The sequence below is a fragment of the Prevotella dentalis DSM 3688 genome, assembly GCF_000242335.1.
Taxonomy (GTDB): Bacteria; Bacteroidota; Bacteroidia; order Bacteroidales; family Bacteroidaceae; genus Prevotella; species Prevotella seregens.
The window spans coordinates 339,618-357,773 of record NC_019960.1; the positions used below are offsets into that span (position 1 = coordinate 339,618).

The 18,156-nt window shown below is 58.9% G+C and carries 16 protein-coding genes; 11 read left to right on the forward strand and 5 right to left on the reverse strand.

Annotated features, from left to right (window positions below):
• The first annotated feature begins 317 nt into the window (after positions 1 to 317).
• The 3 genes from PREDE_RS01380 (at position 318) to PREDE_RS01390 (ending at position 5,684) form a co-directional block, all read left to right on the forward strand.
• Complete coding sequence (locus PREDE_RS01380) at positions 318 to 1,544, forward strand: sugar MFS transporter (RefSeq protein WP_005844073.1); 1,227 nt, start codon at positions 318 to 320, stop codon at positions 1,542 to 1,544.
• Between the two features lie 27 nt (positions 1,545 to 1,571).
• A complete protein-coding gene (locus PREDE_RS01385) occupies positions 1,572 to 4,469 on the forward strand; it encodes an outer membrane beta-barrel protein (protein ID WP_005844071.1) in 2,898 nt (965 codons plus the stop codon).
• Positions 4,470 to 4,670: 201 nt separating this feature from the next.
• Positions 4,671 to 5,684 (forward strand): class II fructose-bisphosphate aldolase, encoded by a 1,014-nt coding sequence (locus PREDE_RS01390; RefSeq protein WP_005844069.1) that lies wholly within the window; start codon positions 4,671 to 4,673, stop codon positions 5,682 to 5,684.
• Between the two features lie 232 nt (positions 5,685 to 5,916).
• On the opposite strand, the gene PREDE_RS01395 is transcribed toward PREDE_RS01390, so the two are convergent.
• Both PREDE_RS01395 and PREDE_RS01400 read right to left on the reverse strand, forming a co-directional pair.
• Complete coding sequence (locus PREDE_RS01395; protein ID WP_005844067.1) at positions 5,917 to 7,008, reverse strand: DUF4831 family protein; 1,092 nt, start codon at positions 7,006 to 7,008, stop codon at positions 5,917 to 5,919.
• A gap of 40 nt (positions 7,009 to 7,048) precedes the next feature.
• Positions 7,049 to 8,566, reverse strand: a complete 1,518-nt coding sequence (locus tag PREDE_RS01400) for a bifunctional ADP-dependent NAD(P)H-hydrate dehydratase/NAD(P)H-hydrate epimerase (protein ID WP_005844065.1) — start codon at positions 8,564 to 8,566, stop codon at positions 7,049 to 7,051.
• A 168-nt stretch (positions 8,567 to 8,734) separates the two neighbouring features.
• Here PREDE_RS01400 and hpt point away from each other — a divergent pair, with 168 nt between their 5' ends.
• The 5 genes from hpt (at position 8,735) to PREDE_RS01425 (ending at position 13,217) form a co-directional block, all read left to right on the forward strand.
• The gene (gene hpt, locus PREDE_RS01405) at positions 8,735 to 9,271 is read left to right on the forward strand and encodes a hypoxanthine phosphoribosyltransferase (RefSeq protein WP_005844063.1); all 537 of its coding nucleotides are present in this window, start codon (positions 8,735 to 8,737) and stop codon (positions 9,269 to 9,271) included.
• Between the two features lie 63 nt (positions 9,272 to 9,334).
• On the forward strand, positions 9,335 to 9,907 hold the full coding sequence (locus PREDE_RS01410; RefSeq protein ID WP_005844061.1) for an adenylate kinase: 573 nt from the start codon (positions 9,335 to 9,337) through the stop codon (positions 9,905 to 9,907).
• Positions 9,908 to 10,052: 145 nt separating this feature from the next.
• The gene (gene obgE, locus PREDE_RS01415) at positions 10,053 to 11,246 is read left to right on the forward strand and encodes a GTPase ObgE (protein ID WP_005844058.1); all 1,194 of its coding nucleotides are present in this window, start codon (positions 10,053 to 10,055) and stop codon (positions 11,244 to 11,246) included.
• On the forward strand, positions 11,243 to 12,022 hold the full coding sequence (pgeF, locus tag PREDE_RS01420; RefSeq protein WP_005844056.1) for a peptidoglycan editing factor PgeF: 780 nt from the start codon (positions 11,243 to 11,245) through the stop codon (positions 12,020 to 12,022). The genes obgE and pgeF overlap by 4 nt, the downstream gene beginning before the upstream one ends.
• A 64-nt stretch (positions 12,023 to 12,086) precedes the next feature.
• On the forward strand, positions 12,087 to 13,217 hold the full coding sequence (locus PREDE_RS01425) for a M23 family metallopeptidase (RefSeq protein WP_005844054.1): 1,131 nt from the start codon (positions 12,087 to 12,089) through the stop codon (positions 13,215 to 13,217).
• A 166-nt stretch (positions 13,218 to 13,383) separates the two neighbouring features.
• Here PREDE_RS01425 and PREDE_RS01430 read toward each other — a convergent pair whose 3' ends face one another.
• Both PREDE_RS01430 and PREDE_RS01435 read right to left on the reverse strand, forming a co-directional pair.
• Positions 13,384 to 13,578: a hypothetical protein gene (locus PREDE_RS01430; protein ID WP_015298365.1), complete on the reverse strand. Its 195-nt coding sequence runs from the start codon at positions 13,576 to 13,578 to the stop codon at positions 13,384 to 13,386.
• A 299-nt stretch (positions 13,579 to 13,877) separates the two neighbouring features.
• Positions 13,878 to 15,344, reverse strand: a complete 1,467-nt coding sequence (locus tag PREDE_RS01435; protein ID WP_262498061.1) for a phosphoribosylaminoimidazolecarboxamide formyltransferase — start codon at positions 15,342 to 15,344, stop codon at positions 13,878 to 13,880.
• Between PREDE_RS01435 and PREDE_RS01440 the strand changes: the two genes are divergently transcribed.
• Positions 15,231 to 15,533 (forward strand): hypothetical protein, encoded by a 303-nt coding sequence (locus PREDE_RS01440; RefSeq protein ID WP_005844046.1) that lies wholly within the window; start codon positions 15,231 to 15,233, stop codon positions 15,531 to 15,533. The genes PREDE_RS01435 and PREDE_RS01440 overlap by 114 nt on opposite strands.
• A 254-nt stretch (positions 15,534 to 15,787) precedes the next feature.
• Here PREDE_RS01440 and rplS read toward each other — a convergent pair whose 3' ends face one another.
• Positions 15,788 to 16,192, reverse strand: a complete 405-nt coding sequence (gene rplS / locus PREDE_RS01445; protein ID WP_005844044.1) for a 50S ribosomal protein L19 — start codon at positions 16,190 to 16,192, stop codon at positions 15,788 to 15,790.
• 313 nt (positions 16,193 to 16,505) lie between these two features.
• Here rplS and PREDE_RS01450 point away from each other — a divergent pair, with 313 nt between their 5' ends.
• Both PREDE_RS01450 and PREDE_RS01455 read left to right on the forward strand, forming a co-directional pair.
• A complete protein-coding gene (locus PREDE_RS01450; protein ID WP_005844042.1) occupies positions 16,506 to 17,276 on the forward strand; it encodes a 5'-nucleotidase C-terminal domain-containing protein in 771 nt (256 codons plus the stop codon).
• Positions 17,273 to 18,145 (forward strand): bifunctional metallophosphatase/5'-nucleotidase, encoded by an 873-nt coding sequence (locus PREDE_RS01455; RefSeq protein ID WP_005844040.1) that lies wholly within the window; start codon positions 17,273 to 17,275, stop codon positions 18,143 to 18,145. The genes PREDE_RS01450 and PREDE_RS01455 overlap by 4 nt, the downstream gene beginning before the upstream one ends.
• Positions 18,146 to 18,156: the final 11 nt, after the last annotated feature.

Sequence of the window (18,156 nt, forward strand, 5' to 3'; positions counted from 1 at the left end):
CGCGATGCGATTGCGGCGCAACGGCCGGGCGATTGCGGCGTGAACGCGACGCGATTACGGCGTGACGGCAGGGCCGTTTCAAGGGTTTTGCAGCGGGGGGAGACGGGCGCAACGGCAAAAAAGGGGGGCAAAGGCTTGCAGTTCATGAATATTTTGCCTATATTTGCGCCGTTGTAAGGAGTATGCACTGGCGTTCGCGGGAGTCCGTGCGGGTGCCCAAGTCAAGAAGACAGAGGGCATCACGAACGGTTCGCGGTGGCGACGGCCGGCATCCGTAACGTTTATCGACACCGCAGAATAGTACGCATTCACATTTCATGAAAGAACCACACACAGCTCTCACCAGCCGGCAGTACCTGCTGCCGTTCGTCCTCGTCACGTCGCTCTTCTTCCTGTGGGGCTTCGCCCGGGCCATCCTCGACGTGCTGAACAAGCATTTTCAGAACGCTCTCGACATCTCCATCACGCAGTCGTCGCTCATACAGGTCACCACCTATCTGGGCTATTTCATCATGGCCATCCCGGCCGGGTGGTTCATCAACCGGCACGGCTATCGGAAAGGCGTGGTCTTCGGGCTGATGCTCTTCGGCATCGGCGCCCTGCTGTTCATCCCCGGGGCCGAGGCCGGAACGTTCTATGCCTACTTAGGTGCGCTGTTCATCATTGGCTGCGGGCTGGTGTTTCTGGAGACGTCGGCCAATCCCTATGTCACTGAGCTGGGCAATCCGGCCAGCGCCACCAGCCGGCTCAACTTCTCGCAGTCGTTCAACGGGCTGGGCTCGCTCTCGGCCACGTTCTTCGTCGGCCAGTTCCTTTTCAACGGTACGGAGAGCGGCGGCAACATCGTCATTCCCTACACCGTGCTGGGCATTCTGGTGCTGGGCATCGCTGTGGTGTTCTCTCGTGTGAACCTGCCCGAAATCAGGCACCACGAAACCGAGGAAGACCGTACCCGGGGCACGCGCATCAACAAGCTCTTCCGCCATCACCCCGCCTTCGTCTTCGGCCTCTTTGCCCTGCTGGCCTACGAGATTGCCGAAATCTCCATCAACAGTTACTTCATCAACTACGTCACCGCCAAGGGCTGGATGACCGACAACGTGGCCTCCATTGTGCTCACGGTGGCCCTGGCTCTCTTCATGGTGGGGCGGTTTACAGGCAGTTGGATCATGCGCAAAGTGCGGGCCGAGCACGCCCTGCTGTTCTGCGCGGCGGGCAGTGTGCTGTGCATCGGCGTGGTGATGCTCAACCTGGGGCGCGTGTCGATGGTGGCCCTCATCTGCAACTATGCCTTTGAGGCCATCATGTTCCCCACCATTTTCTCGCTGGCCCTGCGCCATCTGGGCAACCTTACCAAGAGTGCTTCGTCGCTGCTCATGATGACGCCGATCGGTGGCTGCGGCTTTCTGCTCATGGGAATCATTGCCGATGCCACCCACATGATGAGCATGCCGTTCATCATTCCTTTCCTCGGATTCTTCGTGGTGCTGCTTTTTGCTTCCGAGCTGACGCGCAAGGGCAAAAGCCAGGTGCTGCTGCTGTGAGTGCCGCGTGCCCCTGCCGATTGCCCTATGTCTTGTCGATTCTGTTCCCTGCTGTTGCTCCTGCTGGGCCTGTGGCTCCCTGCGCAGGGCCGCCACCTGACGGGGCGTGTGGTCGACGACCGTAGTGGTGAGGAGTTGCCGGGCGTCACCGTGGAGCTGTTGAGGCTGGCCGACAGCACGCTCGTGCGGTCGGCGGTGACGAGTGAGCGCACGGTCTTCGGCTGGAAGACCGTGGGCTACGACATTGACGTGGACAACAACACTGCCTATCTGCTGCGCTTCTCGATGGTGGGCTACCGCACACTGTACCGCCGTGTGGACGTGAAGATGGCCGAACGGGTGAACGAACAGTATGTCGACGAGGTTCGGCTCGTGGAGGATGTACGGTTGCTGGACGAGGTGGTGGTCAAGGCAACGAAGATCAAAATGGTGATGCGGGGCGACACAGTGGTCTACGACGCGTCGGCCTTCAGCTTGAGCGAGGGCTCCATGCTCGATGCGCTGATACGCCAGTTGCCCGGCACAACGCTGGAGAACGGCGTCATCAAGGTGAACGGGCGCACCGTGAGCGCACTGCTTGTAGACGGTCGCGACTTCTTCAAGGGCGATGCCAAGAAGGCTCTCGAGAACCTGCCGGCCTACACGGTAGACAAGGTAAAGGCCTACGATAAGCGCGGACGCGAGAGCCGAATGATGGGGCGCGACATGGGCGACAAGGAGCTGGTGCTCGACGTGGGGCTGAAGAAGCAATACCAACGCGGGCTGCTGGCCAACGCAGACATGGCCGGCGGCACCAACCATCGGTACTCGGGGCAGCTGTTTGCCATGCACTATTCCAAGCATGCGCGGCTCACGCTGCTGGGCTCGATGAACAATCTGAACAGCCAGAGCGTGCCCGGCGACTACGACATGAGCCCGCAGCCCGACACCGGCGGCGGCCTCTCGGCCCGCAAGACGGCCGGGCTGAACTATCGCTGGGAGGGCAAGACGGAGGACACCTACGTGGAGTCGGAGAACGGCTTCGCCCATACCGACAACGAAACGCTGACCCAAACCACCTTGCAGACCTTTCTCACGGGGGGCGACTATTACGGGCTGAGCCGCGACGCGTCGCGTGCAAAGACGGCGGCGTGGACCACGAACAACAGCTTCGGACTCACGCCCGGCCGCCATTTCATCAGTGGTTCGTTCGGCCTTACCTATGCCCGCAACGAGGGGTGGGGGAGCAACCTGTCGGGGCGGTTCAGCGAACGCCCGACGTCGTCGACCCTGCTCGACAGCCTGTTTCGTCCCGGTGCGGGCCGGCGGCTGCTGGCCATGACCGTCAACCGCGTGCGCAACGACAACCAGAACCACGGGCAGAGCTTGGGCAGCGTCGTTTCGCTGCGCGACAATTACCGCTTGGGCAAGACCGGTGACTTCGACAACATGCTCTCCGTTGCCGGCGACCTGCGCTACAACCACGGCAAGAACTACCGCCATGCGCTGAACCGGGTGGACTATCCCGCCGGTGCGGGCACGCAGGATCTCCGCCATCAATACAGCACCACCCCCACCGAGGACTATGCGCTGAGCGTGAATGTGGACTACAGCCGCTTCTTCAACCGCGACTCAGACAAGCTGAACACGATGTTTGTCAGGCCTTTCTATCGATTCAACCAGAGCTATCAGGCTTCCGACTACTCCCTCTATCGGCTCGACCGGCTGGCCGATTATGTGGACGAGACCTATGCGCTGGGCATGCTGCCCTCCACGCAGGAGGCCCTGCTCTCCGTGCGCGATGCCGGCAACAGCTACAGCAGCCGCGAGCACACCAGGTCGCACACGGGTGGGCTGCAGGCCACCTATATCCACGGCGACGGCGTGCAGATGCCGAGATGGTCGGTCTATCTGAGCCTGCCCGTGGAGTTCCGGCACGAGCGGATAGATTATGTGCGGGCGAAAAGCTACGCCCGCGACCGCAATGCCACGTTCTTCAGTCCGAGCGTCAGGGCCGACTACCTGTTCAATGATTCCACGGGCATGCGCAATGTCTCGTTCTCTTACAACAGCAGCCAGACGCAGCCCTCGCTTGTTTCGCTGCTCGATGTGCGCGACGATGCCGACCCATTGGTGGTGAGGCTGGGCAATCCTGGCCTGCACAAAGCCCGCACCCACAGCGTGGGGCTCTCGGCTTCGCTCTTCCGCATGCGCTCACAGGAGTATGGCAACGTGGGCGTCAACTACAGTGTGGTGCAGCATGCCGTCGCCACCTCCATGCTCTACAACAAGGAGACGGGCGTCACCACCACGCAGCAGGTGAATGTAGACGGCAACTGGAGCCTGAGCGGCAACGTGGGTTTCGGGCTGCCCGTCGACCGTCGCAAGCGGCTCTCGCTGCATGGCAACCTGTCGGCCAACTACAACAACAGTGTGGACCTCACCACGGTGGAGGGCACGCAGCCCTCGCGGAGCGAGGTGCACAACTGGGTTTTCTCCGAACAGCTCACGCTGGAATACCAGCTCGGCAGCCGTTTGCAGCTGCGTCTCTCGGCCAATGCCGACCATCAGCGGGCCACAAGCGACCGCAGCGACTTCCAGCGGGTGAGCTCATGGAACGTCCGGGTGGGGCTGGGCGGCACGTGCGAACTGCCGTGGGGGCTCCAGTTGTCCACGGATTTGACGGACTACAGGCGGCGGGGCTACAACGATGCCCGGATGAACACCGGCGAAACGGTGTGGAACGCGCGGCTCACCAAGCGGCTGCTGAAAGACCGCCTCACGCTCTCGGTAGACGGTTTCGACATTCTCGGCCAGCTCAGCAACACCTCGTTCACGCTCGATTCCCAAGGCCGCGCGGAGGTGTGGACCAATACGCTGACACGCTATGTGATGGCACACGTGGCCTATAAGTTCACGCTGGGAGCCAAGGCGCCACGGTATTGAGCCGCTTTCAGGGCGGAGCCGGATAAATGCAAAACCGACGTGGCAAACCCGAAGCCGCTTTCCGGCGGTGGGACGGAATTAACCTTTTTAACCCGAATACGGCGCGAAAAAAGCGTGTGCGGCCTTGGACGTAAGGAAATAAATTGTTATTTTTGCAGGTGGATAATAGTATAGGCTATTCATTTTTAAACTTATAATAAAATGGCAGTTAGTTACAAAGAATTAGGTCTCGTCAATACGCGCGAGATGTTTAAGAGAGCCGTTAGCGGCGGTTATGCCATTCCGGCATTCAATTTCAACAATCTTGAGCAGCTTCAGGCTATCATCTCGGCTTCTTCCGAGCTGAAGTCGCCGGTTATCCTTCAGGTTTCCAAGGGTGCCCGTAACTATGCTAACCAGACGCTGCTGCGCTATCTCGCAGAGGGCGCCGTGGCCTACGCCAAGGAGCTGGGCTGCAAGCATCCCGAGATTGTGCTGCACCTCGACCATGGCGACAGCTTCGAGCTCTGCAAGAGCTGCGTGGACATGGGCTTCTCTTCTGTGATGATCGATGGCTCTTCTCTGCCTTATGAGGAGAACATTGCCCTCACCAAGAAGGTGGTGGAGTACGCTCATCAGTTTGATGTGACCGTTGAAGCCGAGCTCGGCGTGCTGGCCGGCGTGGAGGACGACGTGGTTGCCGAGGAGTCTCACTATACCAAACCCGAGGAGGTTATCGACTTCGCCACCCGCACGGGCTGCGATTCTCTGGCCATCTCCATCGGTACCAGCCACGGCGCTTACAAGTTCAAGCCCGAGCAGTGCACCCGTGACCCGAAGACCGGTCGCCTTGTTCCTCCTCCCCTTGCATTCGATGTACTGGCCGAGATTGAGAAGAAACTCCCCGGATTCCCCATCGTGCTCCACGGTTCTTCTTCGGTTCCTCAGCAGTATGTTGACATCATCAACAAGTACGGCGGCAACCTGCCCAACGCCGTTGGTATTCCTGAAGACCAGCTCCGCAAGGCTTCCAAGAGTGCGGTTTGCAAGATCAACATCGACTCCGACTCCCGTCTGGCCTACACGGCAGGCGTGCGCGAGACGTTGGCCCTGCACCCTGACTACTTCGATCCCCGCCAGTATGGCAAGGTGGCCCGCAACTACATGATCGACTTGTACAAGGAGAAGATCACCGATGTGCTCGGCAGCGACAACAAGCTTGCCCAGCTCGACTGATAGGTAGACCCGTTCGGCGCGGGGGTTCCTGCGCCGAACGGTGTGTCTTCGCAATAAGAAAGGCCGGCCCACTCCTCAGGAGTGGGCCGGCCTTTCTATGGATTTTCATCGTCTTTGTTTGGATTCTCTATTGTCTTTTGGGAGACACTGCATGGCTGTTATTGGGATGCGTCATTGCAGTTTGGGAGAATCCGTTTATCCTTTCGGGCGATTTCGTCCTGTCGTTTGCCATTTAGTTTTGGGTGAAAGACTCGATGGCCTTCACGCTTCCCGTCAGTGGCGAAAGAACAATTCTGGTGGATTGTTTTTTGCCAAAGAGTTCGCCGCTCAGCGATTCGGTGGTGCCGAACTGCGGGGCAAGCACTTCGTCTGTGGCGAGCATCTGTTGTTGGCTGTCGCTGACGGTCAGTCTGATTCTGCCGGGCTGGCATACACGCAGACCGATGTCGTTCTTGTCCTCTTTCTTCTCACCGGGTGCGATGGGTGTGGGAGGGGCTACGGTGTGCAGGTCTTCCACCTGAATATAATAAGGTGAGCCGCCCAAGTCGTCGGTGCTGGTGAGTCCATAGTGCTGGGAGAAGCGGAACAACAGGCTCCGGCCTTCGGCGGTCGGCGTGAAGTCGATGGAAGTCCATGTGGTGTCCTTGGTCACCGTGCCCTCGAAAAGCGAGCGCAACGCCTGCTCTTGCTTGTCCAGATTGGCCAGCATGATGCGCAACTGCGCCCCGTCTTTGGGCATGAAGTCGGCCTCGCCGCGGTTCAGCTGGTTCCGGCTCTCGCGTATGTCGTAGATCTCGCGGGCGGTCAATTCGGCCATCTTGGCGGGGTTGCCGGCATTGAGAATGTCCTCGGACATGAAGTCATTGGGGTTTACCGGCTGAGGCTTGGGAGCCGGCGTGAAAGTGGGCTGCGGGGTGGCCGCGGGTTCAGCTTCGGCGTTGATGGCCAGCAACTGTCCGTTGCTGGCACGGCACACCTTGTGTATGCTGTACTTTTTATCGGTGGTGAGCTGGAAGCGCTTGCTCGTATCGGGCAGGGCCAGCCGGTCGGTCGTGATGCCGATGATGCGGTAACTCGTGGCCGAGTTCTGCTCCACGTCCTGTTTCAGGTAGCGGCGGGCGTAGGGTGCGAGCCGTCCGGCAGTGTAAGTGGTCTTTTCTACTTGGATGGTGTAGCGCAGGGCTGTCTTAGGCAGATAGTAGCTTGTGCCCTCGACAGACTGTGCCTGGAGGCTGGTAGGCACGGTACTGGCGGAGAGTATAAGCAGTCCGGCCAGCACGCGGGTACCGAAACAGGGGGTGGTTTTCTTGTCTGTCATGTCCATGCTGTATCGTAATCTTTGAGTTGTGAATACTTGGTTCTTGTCAGTCTTCCAGTCTCTTGAAAGCCTGCGGCAGGTACTTGATGAGGTCTCCGGCCACCAGACTCTCCTTGCCCACTTCCTTGACGGTCAGGTCTCCGGCCAGTCCGTGCAGGTACATGCCCAGCATACAGGCCTCGCCGCGGTTGTAGCCGCGGGCCAGCAGTCCGGTGATGATGCCCGTGAGCACGTCTCCGCTGCCGGCCGTTGCCATGCCGCTGTTGCCCGTGGAGTTGAAGATGATGTGTCCGTCGGGCATGCAGAGGGCCGAGTAGTGCCCTTTCAGGATGAGGTATCCCTGCAGATGCTCGGCCATTTGACGGGCTCGGATGAGTCGTTCGTAGTCGCTGTTGCTTGCGCTTCCGGCCATGCGGTCGAACTCGCGAGGGTGTGGAGTCATGATGATGCCCTTGGGCAGTTGCTGCATCCAGGCTTGATGGCTGGCCAGAATGTTCAGCGCATCGGCATCCACCACGATGGGGCACTGTGTGCGTCGAATCTGTGCAATGAGTGCGATGGCCGTGTTCTCGCTCTGCCCAATTCCGGGCCCGATGCCCAAAGCATCGAAGTCATTGCTCTCCACACTGTCCGAAAAGATGGTCTCTTCGCGGTCCATTTGCATCACGGCTTCGGGCACGGCAACCTGCATGATGCCGTAGTTGCGTCTCGGGGTGTGCACCGTCACCTTGCCTGCGCCGGCCCGCATGCAGGCCTTGGCGGCCAGAATGGCCGCACCGGCCATGCCGTAGCTGCCGGCAATGAGCAGGGCGTTGCCCATGGAACCCTTGTGCACGAAGTCGCCGCGACGGCGCAGGTGGGGACGCAGTTCCTCTTCTTCCAGAATGCGGCACGACACCTCGGCCTGCCGGATATACTTCTCGCTCAGCCGAATGTCGAGCACCCGGAGCCGCCCCACGTAGGGTTGGCAGTCGGGCAGCATCATGGCCAGCTTCTTTTGTTGTAGGGTTAGGGTCAGGTCGGCCCGGATAATGTTGGTGCGTATGTTGTAGGTGTTGTCCTCGCACATCAGTCCCGAGGGCATGTCGATGCTTACCACTTGGGCCGGACTCTGGTTGATGTATTTCACCAGCGAGGCAAATCCGCCCATGAGCGGCTTGTTGAGGCCCGACCCGAAGAGCCCGTCGACCACAAGAGTGTCGGCTGTCAGTTCGGGCGGATCGAAGTTGAGGCTGATCTCTGTGAACTTGATGCCTCGCTTGCTGTCGATGAGTCGCTGCTTGTTGGCGGCGCAGTCTTCGGACAGTTTGCGGTGGATGTTGAAGAGGAACACGCCGACTTGATACTTGGCTTCGGCCAGCATTCGGGCCACGGCCAGTGCATCGCCGCCATTGTTGCCCGGTCCGGCAAACACGATGACCGGTGTGCGATCCGACCATTCCTCCATGATGGCATGGGTAATGGCCTTGGAAGCGCGCTCCATCAGGTCTATCGACTTGATGGGTTCGTGCTCTATAGTATATTTGTCAAGCTCGTGAATCTGAGCTGCTGTGAGTATCTTCATAACACTGCAAAGATAAACAAAAGATTGGATAAAGCGTTTGACGCATAGCGTTTTTTGCAATTTTACTTAATTTATGCGAGGCCGTCTGCCCATTTTCGTTCCTTTTTCGTAATTTTGCAAAAACGAACAGACGACACCTTTCCATAGCTTACATTAAAAGTTTTTACCATGAGTACAGTTCAAATCAAGGACAAGACGTTCAGGACGTTTATTCCCGAGTCGGAAATTCAGCGGCGCGTCAAGGCGGTTGCAGAGAAAATCAATCACGACCTGAACGGCAAGAATCCCTTGCTCTTGGCCGTGCTGAACGGCTCTTTCATGTTTGCTGCCGACCTGATGCGGTACATCACCATTCCCTGTGAGATTTCATTCGTCAAGCTGGCTTCTTATCAAGGCACGGTGTCCACGGGCAAAGTCAAGGAGGTGATAGGCATCAACGAAGACCTGAAAGACCGCACGGTGGTTATCGTGGAGGACATTGTCGACACGGGCAACACCATGAAGCGCATGCTCGAGACGCTGGGCACACGCGGTCCCGAGTCGTTGCACATCTGTACGCTGCTGCTCAAGCCGGGCAAGTTGCAGGTTCCACTCAACATCGAATACGTGGCGATGGAGATTCCCAACGACTTCATCGTGGGCTATGGACTGGATTATGACCAGCAGGGACGCAACCTGCGCGACATCTATGCGGTGGTGGAGTAGCGGGCGCGAAGCCTCCTATTCTCCGTCTTCACCGAGAGGAAAGACAAGTTTTATATAAGGATAATGAAGAATATTGTAATTTTCGGTGCCCCGGGCTCAGGCAAGGGCACACAGAGCGACAAGATGATCGCTAAGTTTGGATTGGAGCATATTTCCACGGGCGACGTGTTGCGCAGCGAGATGAAGAACGGCACGGAGCTGGGCAAGACGGCCAAAGGCTATATTGACAACGGCCAGCTGATTCCCGATGAGCTGATGGTCAGCATTCTGGCCGGCGTTTACGACAGTTTCGGCAAGGAGCACAAGGGTGTCATCTTCGACGGTTTCCCCCGTACAATTCCGCAGGCCGAAGCCTTGAAGCAGATGCTTTCCGAGCGTGGCCACCAAGTGTCGGCCATGATAGAGCTCGACGTTCCTGAGGAGGAACTGATGAAACGGCTCGTGTTGCGCGGCCAGCAGAGCGGTCGCAGCGACGACAACGAGGAGACCATCAAGAAGCGCTTGGGCGTGTATCACAGCCAGACGGCTCCGCTCATCGAGTGGTACCGCCGGGAGGGCATCCACCATCACATCGACGGCCTGGGCGAGCTCGACCGTATTTTTGGCGACATCAGTGCTGTCATCGAAGCCCTGTAAGGCTTCGATTTGAACATTGAGCTTTGAACATTGACAACGTGACATCTACGGAAAACCAGCCATTCATTATCAGTAGGCAGCCCTTTGGCAGCCGCGTCTTCATCAAGTTCAAAGTTCAAAAATCAAAAATCAAAGTTAAAACAGAATGGAAAGCAACTTCGTAGACTACGTAAAGATCGTGTGCCGCTCGGGCAAAGGCGGGCGCGGCTCCATGCACCTGCGCCATGTGAAGTACCAGCCCAACGGTGGTCCCGACGGTGGCGACGGCGGTCATGGCGGCGACATCATCCTGCGTGGCAACCACAACTACTGGACGCTGCTCCACCTGAAGTACCAGAAGCACGTCTTTGCGGAGCACGGTGGCAACGGCGGCCGCGACAAGTGCCACGGCACCGACGGCAAGAACGCCTACATCGACGTGCCCTGCGGGACGGTGATCTACAATGCCGAGACGGGCAAGTATGTCTGCGATGTTACCTACGACGGGCAGGAAGTGGTGCTGCTCAAGGGCGGCCGCGGCGGTCTGGGTAATTTCCAGTTCCGCACGGCCACGCGCCAGGCACCCCGTTTTGCCCAGCCCGGAGAGCCCATGCAGGAGATGACGGTCATACTGGAGCTGAAGCTCCTGGCCGATGTCGGCCTCGTGGGTTTCCCCAATGCCGGCAAGTCCACGCTGCTCTCGGCCCTGTCGAGTGCGCGTCCCAAGATAGCCAACTACCCTTTCACCACACTCGAACCCTCGCTCGGCATCGTGAGTTATCGCGACGGCAAGTCGTTTGTCATGGCCGATATTCCGGGCATCATCGAGGGAGCCAGCGGCGGCCGGGGCCTGGGTCTGCGCTTCTTGCGCCACATCGAGCGCAACTCGCTGCTGCTCTTCATGGTGCCGGGCGACACCGATGAGGCCGTGCACGACATCAAACACGACTACGAGGTGCTGCTCAACGAGTTGCGGGAGTTCAATCCTGAGCTGGCCGACAAGCACCGCGTGCTGGCCGTTACCAAGAGCGACCTGCTCGATGAAGAGCTTATCGAGATGCTCCGCGAGACTTTGCCCACCGACCTGCCCGTGGTGTTCATCTCCGCGGTATCGGGCTATGGACTCGACGAACTCAAGGATACGCTCTGGCGCGAACTGAACAGCGCGAGCAACAAACTGCAAAACATCACCTCGGAGGACACGCTGGTGCACCGCGACAAGGACATGTCGAGCTTCCAAACGGAGCTGCACGACGAGGGGGCCGACGAGGAAGACATCGAATATCTGGACGAGGACGAGCTGGAAGACGTTGACGATTCCGACGCCTACGAGGTGTACGACCCGGAGGAGGAGCGATGAGTCCCGTGCTGACCAGGTATGATTTGGCCGGCCCTGCGGTCACGGCTTTCTCGACCACAAGGCGCGCCGGCTACAGCCGGGGAGCCTACGGGCGGATGAATATCAATCCCTACTGCGGCGACGCGCCCGAGCATGTGGCGGCCAACCGCCGCTTGCTGGCCGAGTCGCTGGGTGTAGCCGAGTCGCGGCTGGTGGTTCCCCATCAGGTGCACGGCACGGTGTGCAGGGTTGTGGACGAGTCGCTTTTCGGTCTGTCGGCCGAGGCGCGAACCGCTGTTTTGGAGGGGGCCGACGCGCTGCTCACCAACTGCCGCGGCACCTGCATCGGCGTTTCCACGGCCGACTGCATCCCCGTGTTGCTCTATGACCGCGCCCATCATGCGGCGGCTGCCATCCACGCCGGCTGGCGGGGCACCGCGCAGCGCATCGCGGCACGGGCGGTGGGCCGGATGAACGAGGCCTACCACACGCAGCCGCAAGACCTCGTGGCCGTCATCGGCCCCGGCATTTCGCTGGCCCGCTTCGAGGTGGGGCAGGAAGTTTACGACGCTTTTGCACAGGCCGGCCACGACATGGCGCGCATTGCCCGCAGACAAGACAAGTGGCACATCGACCTGCCGCTCTGCAACCGGCTGCAACTGGAACAGGCCGGACTGCATGCCGAACACATCACGATGAGCGGCATCTGCACCTACGACCGGGTGGACGATTATTTCTCGGCCCGCCGGCTGGGTACGGCTTCGGGGCGCATCTACACCGGTATCGTCCTGCACTGAGGCGCAACGCCCCGTACTGCCCACATCCCAAGACATATTTGCCAAGACCTAAACCCCTTTCACAATGATACATTTACGAAACCTACTCCTGACCTCCCTCTTTCTTGCCATGGGCTCCGAGGCTCTGGCGCAGCAGCCTGCCGTATTCACCGCAGCCGAGCAACAGCAAATCAGTGTCGTCACGCCGCGGCTTTTTGAGCGCAGTCAGGCGTTTACCATAGATTTTAATATCCTCAAGGACAATGAGTATGCCTTTCCGTTGCCTGTGGGCAAGGCCGCAGTGGTGAACGGTCAGGCACTGGAAATCGTCACCGCCAAGGGCGATGCCGTGAAAGCGATGTTCGGTGGCGTGGTGCGCATGTCGCGTAAGACTCCGCAGTATGGCAATGTGGTCGTCATCCGTCACGACAACGGACTGGAGACGGTCTACGGCTATAATGCGCAGAATCTGGTCAAGGTGGGGCAGCGCGTCCGCGCCGGCCAGACGGTGGCTATCGTAGGCGGCACCGACGAGAAAGTGTACTGTCTGTTTGCCCTCATGGTCAACGGTGGCTGGATCAACCCGTCCATCATTCTCGATCCCGGCAGCCACCGGCTGCGTCGTGCCGTTGTGCAGTGCCGCAAGGCGGGTAACCGCGTGGAGGTGACGGTGGTGAAGGCGGAAAAGTGCAAGAGCATCAGTCTGGATCCCGACGAGGTGGAGGAAGACCCGTTCCTGAAGAGCGCCACGTTCAAGCTCGACTTGGAGGCCATCGGCAAAGACCGCTGGGCCTATCCTCTGCCGGGCAGTCATGTCATCAGTCCCTACGGCGGCGCGCGCCATCACTCGGGCGTGGACATCAAGACACGCCCTAACGACAACGTTCTGGCTGCGTTCGACGGGGTGGTGGTGCGCTCCGGCCCCTTTGCCGGCTATGGCAACTGCATCACCATTCGCCATGCCTACGGTTTCGAGACACTCTACAGCCACCAGAGCAAGAACCTGGTCAAGGCGGGCGACAAGGTGAAAGCCGGGCAGGTCATCGGGCTCACCGGCCGTACCGGCCGCGCCACCACCGAGCACCTGCACTTCGAGGTGAAGTTCAAAGGCCGCCGGCTCAATCCCGCCGTGCTCTTCGATCATGCGAAGAAGAAGCTCCAGGCCACTATGCTGGTACTTGGTAGCAAGGGCAGCGTGAGTTCCAAAAAGAACTGACGCTGCCCGTCCGCGGTGGTCTGCCGAAGCAGACTTTTATTCCTCTTTTTGGCTTGCAGCTGTTTGCTGTAGCCGTTTTTTGTTTCTCTTCTGTGGCTTGCAGCCGTCCGTCGGAAGCGTTTTTATTCCTCTTTCTTGGCTTGCAGCTGTCTGCTGTCGCTGTTTTTTATTTTTTCTGCGACTTGCGGTTGGCCCGCTGTTTTCGGTACTTGGCTTTCTGCATGGCCGATCCGGAGCCATGGGCCCCGGTGATATATTTCTTCTTTTTGGCCTTGGTTTTCACCTTTTCATCCTTGGGCCCGTCTTTGGGTGCGCCCTTGAAGGTGATACCGCCCTCGAGAATCTTGTCGAAATCATCCATTTTTTTTAAATTCAAAATTCATAATTCAAAATTCAAAATTGGCTTCGCGGTGTTTGCTTCACTCCGTGAAGCTCAATTCAAAATTCAGGATTCAAAATTCAAAATTGGTCGCACCGTTTTTCTTCCCTTTGGTTTTCTTGTCTCTACAGATATAGCCCGAGATTCAAAATTGGCTGTGCGGTGTTCGCTTTGACAGTACTCCTTTGATTCAAAATCCAGAGTACATCGGTTCAAAAGAGCTACAGCCCAAGGTGCCGGAGGGCCAAATTTTGAATTTTGAATTCTGAATTTTGAATTGCTCAATGGTGGAACAGCCTCACGCCCGTGAAAGCCATGGCGATGCCATACTTGTCACAGGTGTCGATCACATGGTCGTCGCGGATGCTGCCGCCGGCCTGCGCGATGTATTCCACGCCACTCTTGTGGGCGCGCTCAATGTTGTCGCCGAAGGGGAAGAAAGCATCCGAGCCGAGGGCCACCCCCGTGTTCTGGGCAATCCAGGCTTTCTGCTCCTCGCGGGTAAAGGGCTGGGGCTGCTCGGTGAAGAACTGTTGCCAGGCCCCATCGCGTAGCACATCGTCGGCTTCTTCGGAAAGATACACGTTGATGGTGTTGTCGCGGTCGGCGCGGCGAATCTTATCCTTGAACGGCAAGGCCAGCACCTTGGGGCTTTGGCGCATCCACCACTCGTCGGCCTTGCTGCCCGCCAGTCGCGTGCAGTGGATGCGGCTCTGCTGTCCGGCCCCGATGCCGATGGCTTGTCCGTCCTTGACGTAGCACACGGAGTTGCTCTGCGTGTATTTCAGAGTGATGAGAGCAATCTTCAGGTCGCGCAGGGCCTCGGGCGTGAACGTCTTGTTTTGCGTAGGGATGTTCTGGAAAAGGGCCGCGTCGTTCAGGTCCACCTCGTTGCGTCCCTGCTCGAAAATTACGCCAAACACCTGCTTCCGCTCGATGGGGGCGGGCACGTAGTCGGGATTCACCTGGATGACGCAGTAGGTGCCCTTGCGCTTTTCCCGGAGAATCTTCAGGGCCTCGGGGGTGTATCCGGGGGCAATGACGCCGTCGCTCACCTCGCGCTTGATGAGCAGGGCCGTGGTCTCGTCGCAGGTGTCGCTCAACGCACAGAAGTCACCATACGAGCACATGCGGTCGGCACCGCGGGCGCGGGCATAGGCATTGGCCAGGGGAGTGAGCTCGAAGTCTACGTCGTCCACGAAGTAAATCTTCTTCAGCGTGTCGCTGAGGGGCAGTCCCACGGCCGCCCCGGCCGGCGATACGTGCTTGAAACTGGCGGCGGCGGGCAGTCCGGTGGCAGCCTTGAGCTCCTTGACCAGCTGCCAGCTGTTCAGGGCATCGAGGAAGTTGATGTAGCCGGCGCGGCCGTTGATGACCGTGACGGGCAGTTCCCCCTGCTCCATATAGATGCGGGCAGGCTTCTGGTTCGGATTGCATCCGTACTTGAGTGCGTATTCTTTCATGATAGCGTGGTTTAGAAATCCTGCCGCAAAGGTAGTGAAAATTCCGTGATTCGACGCCGGCTCTCTGAATTTATTCGTAACTTTGCAGCCGGAAAAAGGAGACGGAACCGCAGCCCGCCGGGCCGGTCGGGCCGTGGGCGAGGGCGCCGGTTTCGGTAGCAAGCATAGAGAATGAAGCACGATTTGAAACTCCTTCTCGCAGAAATAGGGAAGAAGATGAGGCAGGAGCCCCGGCAGTTGGTGGCCGATTTGGACCGGGTGTCGACGGCCCTTGCCCGGCACCATGTGAACTTGAGTGCAGCTTCGCTGCGCAAGTTGTGGGAGTTCACTACCGGGCGGCGGCGGCTTTCGGCCGAGACACTGGACCGGCTGGCGCTCTTTGCCGGCTTTCAGGACTGGCGCGACCTGAACGAGGCGTTGCGCGGCGATGCCGATGCCTCCATCAACTACGAGGACAGAGAGCCGAAGCCCTGAGCCGTCGGCCCGCCGTTATGGCGGGGCGGACGCGCGTCTATAGGGTCGGGGCCTCGCCGTTGCGCCGTAAACGCCTGGCGTTTACGGCCTGATCGCCCGCCGTTTGCGGTGCAATCGCATGGCGTTTTCGCCGCAATCGCGCAGCCTCTGCGCTGTGCCCGCCCGACAAAAAGGCCCGCCTCCAGTCATGGAGGCGGGCCTTTTATGTCTTGGCTGGCTTGCCGCCCTCCCGGCAGGGAGGGGTAGAGGCAGGGTCAGGCGTTGGTAGTCAGCGTGCGCTTCTCCTGAATGCGGGCAGCCTTGCCAGTGAGCTTGCGCAGATAGTACAGCTTGGCGCGACGCACCTTGCCACGCTTGTTCACCTCGATGCTGTCGATAGCCGGAGACTCAATGGGGAAGATACGCTCCACGCCCACGGTGCCCGACATCTTGCGAACGGTGAAGCGCTTCTTGTCGCCATGGCCATTAACCTTGATGACCACACCGCGGTAGAGCTGAATGCGCTCCTTGGTACCCTCGACAATTTTGTAAGCGACAGTGACCGTGTCACCTGCACGGAAGGCAGGGAACTGCTTGCCGGTTGCAAATGCTTCCTCTGCAACTTTAATTAAATCCATTTCTTTGATTATTAAAAATTGTTTGTCGTTCCAACCCAACATGGCCTGGAGACTCGTCCTCCAACCAGCGGTTAGGCCGAAAAGCGGTGCAAAGGTACGGCTTTTCGGTTGAATAAAGGGATGGGGCCGCCGATTTCTTTGGTTTTTAACATTTGTACATCCTTGCGTCGCACGCCGCATGTTTCGTTCCCAACACCCTGCACGACGGCTTGGCATGGCTGTGCTGTCGGTGCAAAATGTGGCGAAGGAGGGCCGAAAAGTGAGTTCTCCTGCCGTGCGGTGCCGAAAAGCACGGTGAAAACTTGCTCTTTTCACTGAAAAAACTTATATTTGCACGCATTTAAATACAGCTTATATGAAGAAAAAAGGATTATCCATGGGGCTGCTTGCCGCGGTTCTGATGGTGGCCAGCTGCCATACGCCCTACGAGATGAGCGGCATTACACGGACGCGTATTGTGGTGGACAGCCGCTATGACACGCATCCCGACGGCCAGGCGGCGGCCTTTCTGGCTCCATACCGCCACCAAGTGGACAGCATCATGAGCCCGGTGGTTGGCACGGTGGCACGCTACATGGCTGCCCACCAGCCGGAGAGCGAGCTGTCGAACCTGCTGCCCGACATTCTGATGTGGTGCGGCCCGCGATTCCAGGAGCGGCCCGACTTTGCCGTTTACAACATGGGCGGCATCCGCGCTGCCTTTGCACAGGGCAAGGTGACCTATGGCAACGTGCTCGACGTGGCCCCGTTCGAGAATAAGATCTGCTTCCTCTCGCTCTCCGGAGACAAGGTGACGGAGCTCTTTGGACAGATGGCCGCACGCGGCGGCGAGGGTGTGAGCCACGGTGTGGAGCTGGTCATCACGCGCAGTGGCAAGCTGGTGAGTGCCCGGCTCAACGGGCAGCCCATAGACCCGGCACGGACGTATCGGGTGGTCACGCTCGACTATCTGTCGCACGGCAACGACCAGATGACCGCCTTCAAGAGCGGTACAGACGTGGTGCTACCCAAGGGCGAGAAGAACAATGTGCGCTTTCTCATCATGGATTTTTTCAGGGAACAGACCCGGAAAGGTATCGTGGTGGACAGCAGGATTGAGGGACGAATCAAGGTGGAAAACTCATGAGGAACAATAGAATACAGAGCATTCGGAGAATGATGGTGGCCGTGGGGCTGTGCCTCGTGGCCACGATGGTGTGGGCGCAGAAGCGGCTGGTGGTGCTGCACACCAACGATACGCACAGCTGCATCATGCCGCTGAGCGAGCATCTGGCCGATACCATGCTGGCCGGCCGGGCGGGTTTCCTGCGTCGCATCGCCATGTTGGAGGAGGAACGACGGCGGGAACCGGGGTTGTTGCTCTTCGACAGCGGCGACTTTTGCCAAGGATCGGCCTACTACACACTGTTCAAAGGCGATGTGGAAGTGGGGTTGATGAACCAAATGCACTACGATGCCGGCACGATAGGCAACCACGAATTCGACTTCGGACTGGAGAACATGGCCCGCGTTTTTGCGGCGTTGAACTTCCCCATCGTGTGTGCCAACTATCAGTTTAGCCAGTACGGGCTGGACAAACTGGTGAAGCCCTACATCATCCTGAAGCGTGAAGGCCTGAGGATTGGCGTGTTCGGCCTCTCGCCCGAGCTGGACGGACTGGTGGATCGCAAGAACTATGGCGAGACGAAATACCTGGACCCGGTGGAGACGGCACAGCGCATGGCCGACGAGCTGCACCGCCGGAAGTGCGACCTGGTGGTCTGCATTTCGCATCTGGGATGGGAAGAACAGGGCATGGGCGACCCGCTGCTCGTGAGCCGCACGCGTGGCATCGATCTGGTGTTGGGCGGCCATTCGCACACCTATTTCAAGACGCTGCGCTATGTGAAGAATCTGGACGGCAAGGAGATTCCCGTGGACCAGAACGGCAAGCACGGCATCTTCATCGGCAAGATGACGCTTACGATGATGCCGGCCCCGAAAGTCCGGCGGTAGAAAGGGTGGGG

Bases quoted from the DNA above. Each gene is read 5' to 3' on its own strand.
- pgeF (WP_005844056.1), top strand. From the start codon at position 11,243: ATGAGTCCCGTGCTGACCAGGTATGATTTGGCCGGCCCTGCGGTCACG.
- PREDE_RS01450 (WP_005844042.1), top strand. From the start codon at position 16,506: ATGAAGAAAAAAGGATTATCCATGGGGCTGCTTGCCGCGGTTCTGATG.
- rplS (WP_005844044.1), bottom strand. From the start codon at position 16,192: ATGTTGGGTTGGAACGACAAACAATTTTTAATAATCAAAGAAATGGAT.
- PREDE_RS01390 (WP_005844069.1), top strand. From the start codon at position 4,671: ATGGCAGTTAGTTACAAAGAATTAGGTCTCGTCAATACGCGCGAGATG.
- PREDE_RS01425 (WP_005844054.1), top strand. From the start codon at position 12,087: ATGATACATTTACGAAACCTACTCCTGACCTCCCTCTTTCTTGCCATG.
- PREDE_RS01435 (WP_262498061.1), bottom strand. From the start codon at position 15,344: ATGGTGCCGGGCAAGGGCCGTCGACACCCGGTCCAAATCGGCCACCAA.
- PREDE_RS01440 (WP_005844046.1), top strand. From the start codon at position 15,231: ATGAAGCACGATTTGAAACTCCTTCTCGCAGAAATAGGGAAGAAGATG.
- PREDE_RS01430 (WP_015298365.1), bottom strand. From the start codon at position 13,578: ATGGATGATTTCGACAAGATTCTCGAGGGCGGTATCACCTTCAAGGGC.
- PREDE_RS01380 (WP_005844073.1), top strand. From the start codon at position 318: ATGAAAGAACCACACACAGCTCTCACCAGCCGGCAGTACCTGCTGCCG.
- PREDE_RS01385 (WP_005844071.1), top strand. From the start codon at position 1,572: ATGTCTTGTCGATTCTGTTCCCTGCTGTTGCTCCTGCTGGGCCTGTGG.
- obgE (WP_005844058.1), top strand. From the start codon at position 10,053: ATGGAAAGCAACTTCGTAGACTACGTAAAGATCGTGTGCCGCTCGGGC.
- PREDE_RS01400 (WP_005844065.1), bottom strand. From the start codon at position 8,566: ATGAAGATACTCACAGCAGCTCAGATTCACGAGCTTGACAAATATACT.
- PREDE_RS01395 (WP_005844067.1), bottom strand. From the start codon at position 7,008: ATGGACATGACAGACAAGAAAACCACCCCCTGTTTCGGTACCCGCGTG.
- hpt (WP_005844063.1), top strand. From the start codon at position 8,735: ATGAGTACAGTTCAAATCAAGGACAAGACGTTCAGGACGTTTATTCCC.
- PREDE_RS01410 (WP_005844061.1), top strand. From the start codon at position 9,335: ATGAAGAATATTGTAATTTTCGGTGCCCCGGGCTCAGGCAAGGGCACA.
- PREDE_RS01455 (WP_005844040.1), top strand. From the start codon at position 17,273: ATGAGGAACAATAGAATACAGAGCATTCGGAGAATGATGGTGGCCGTG.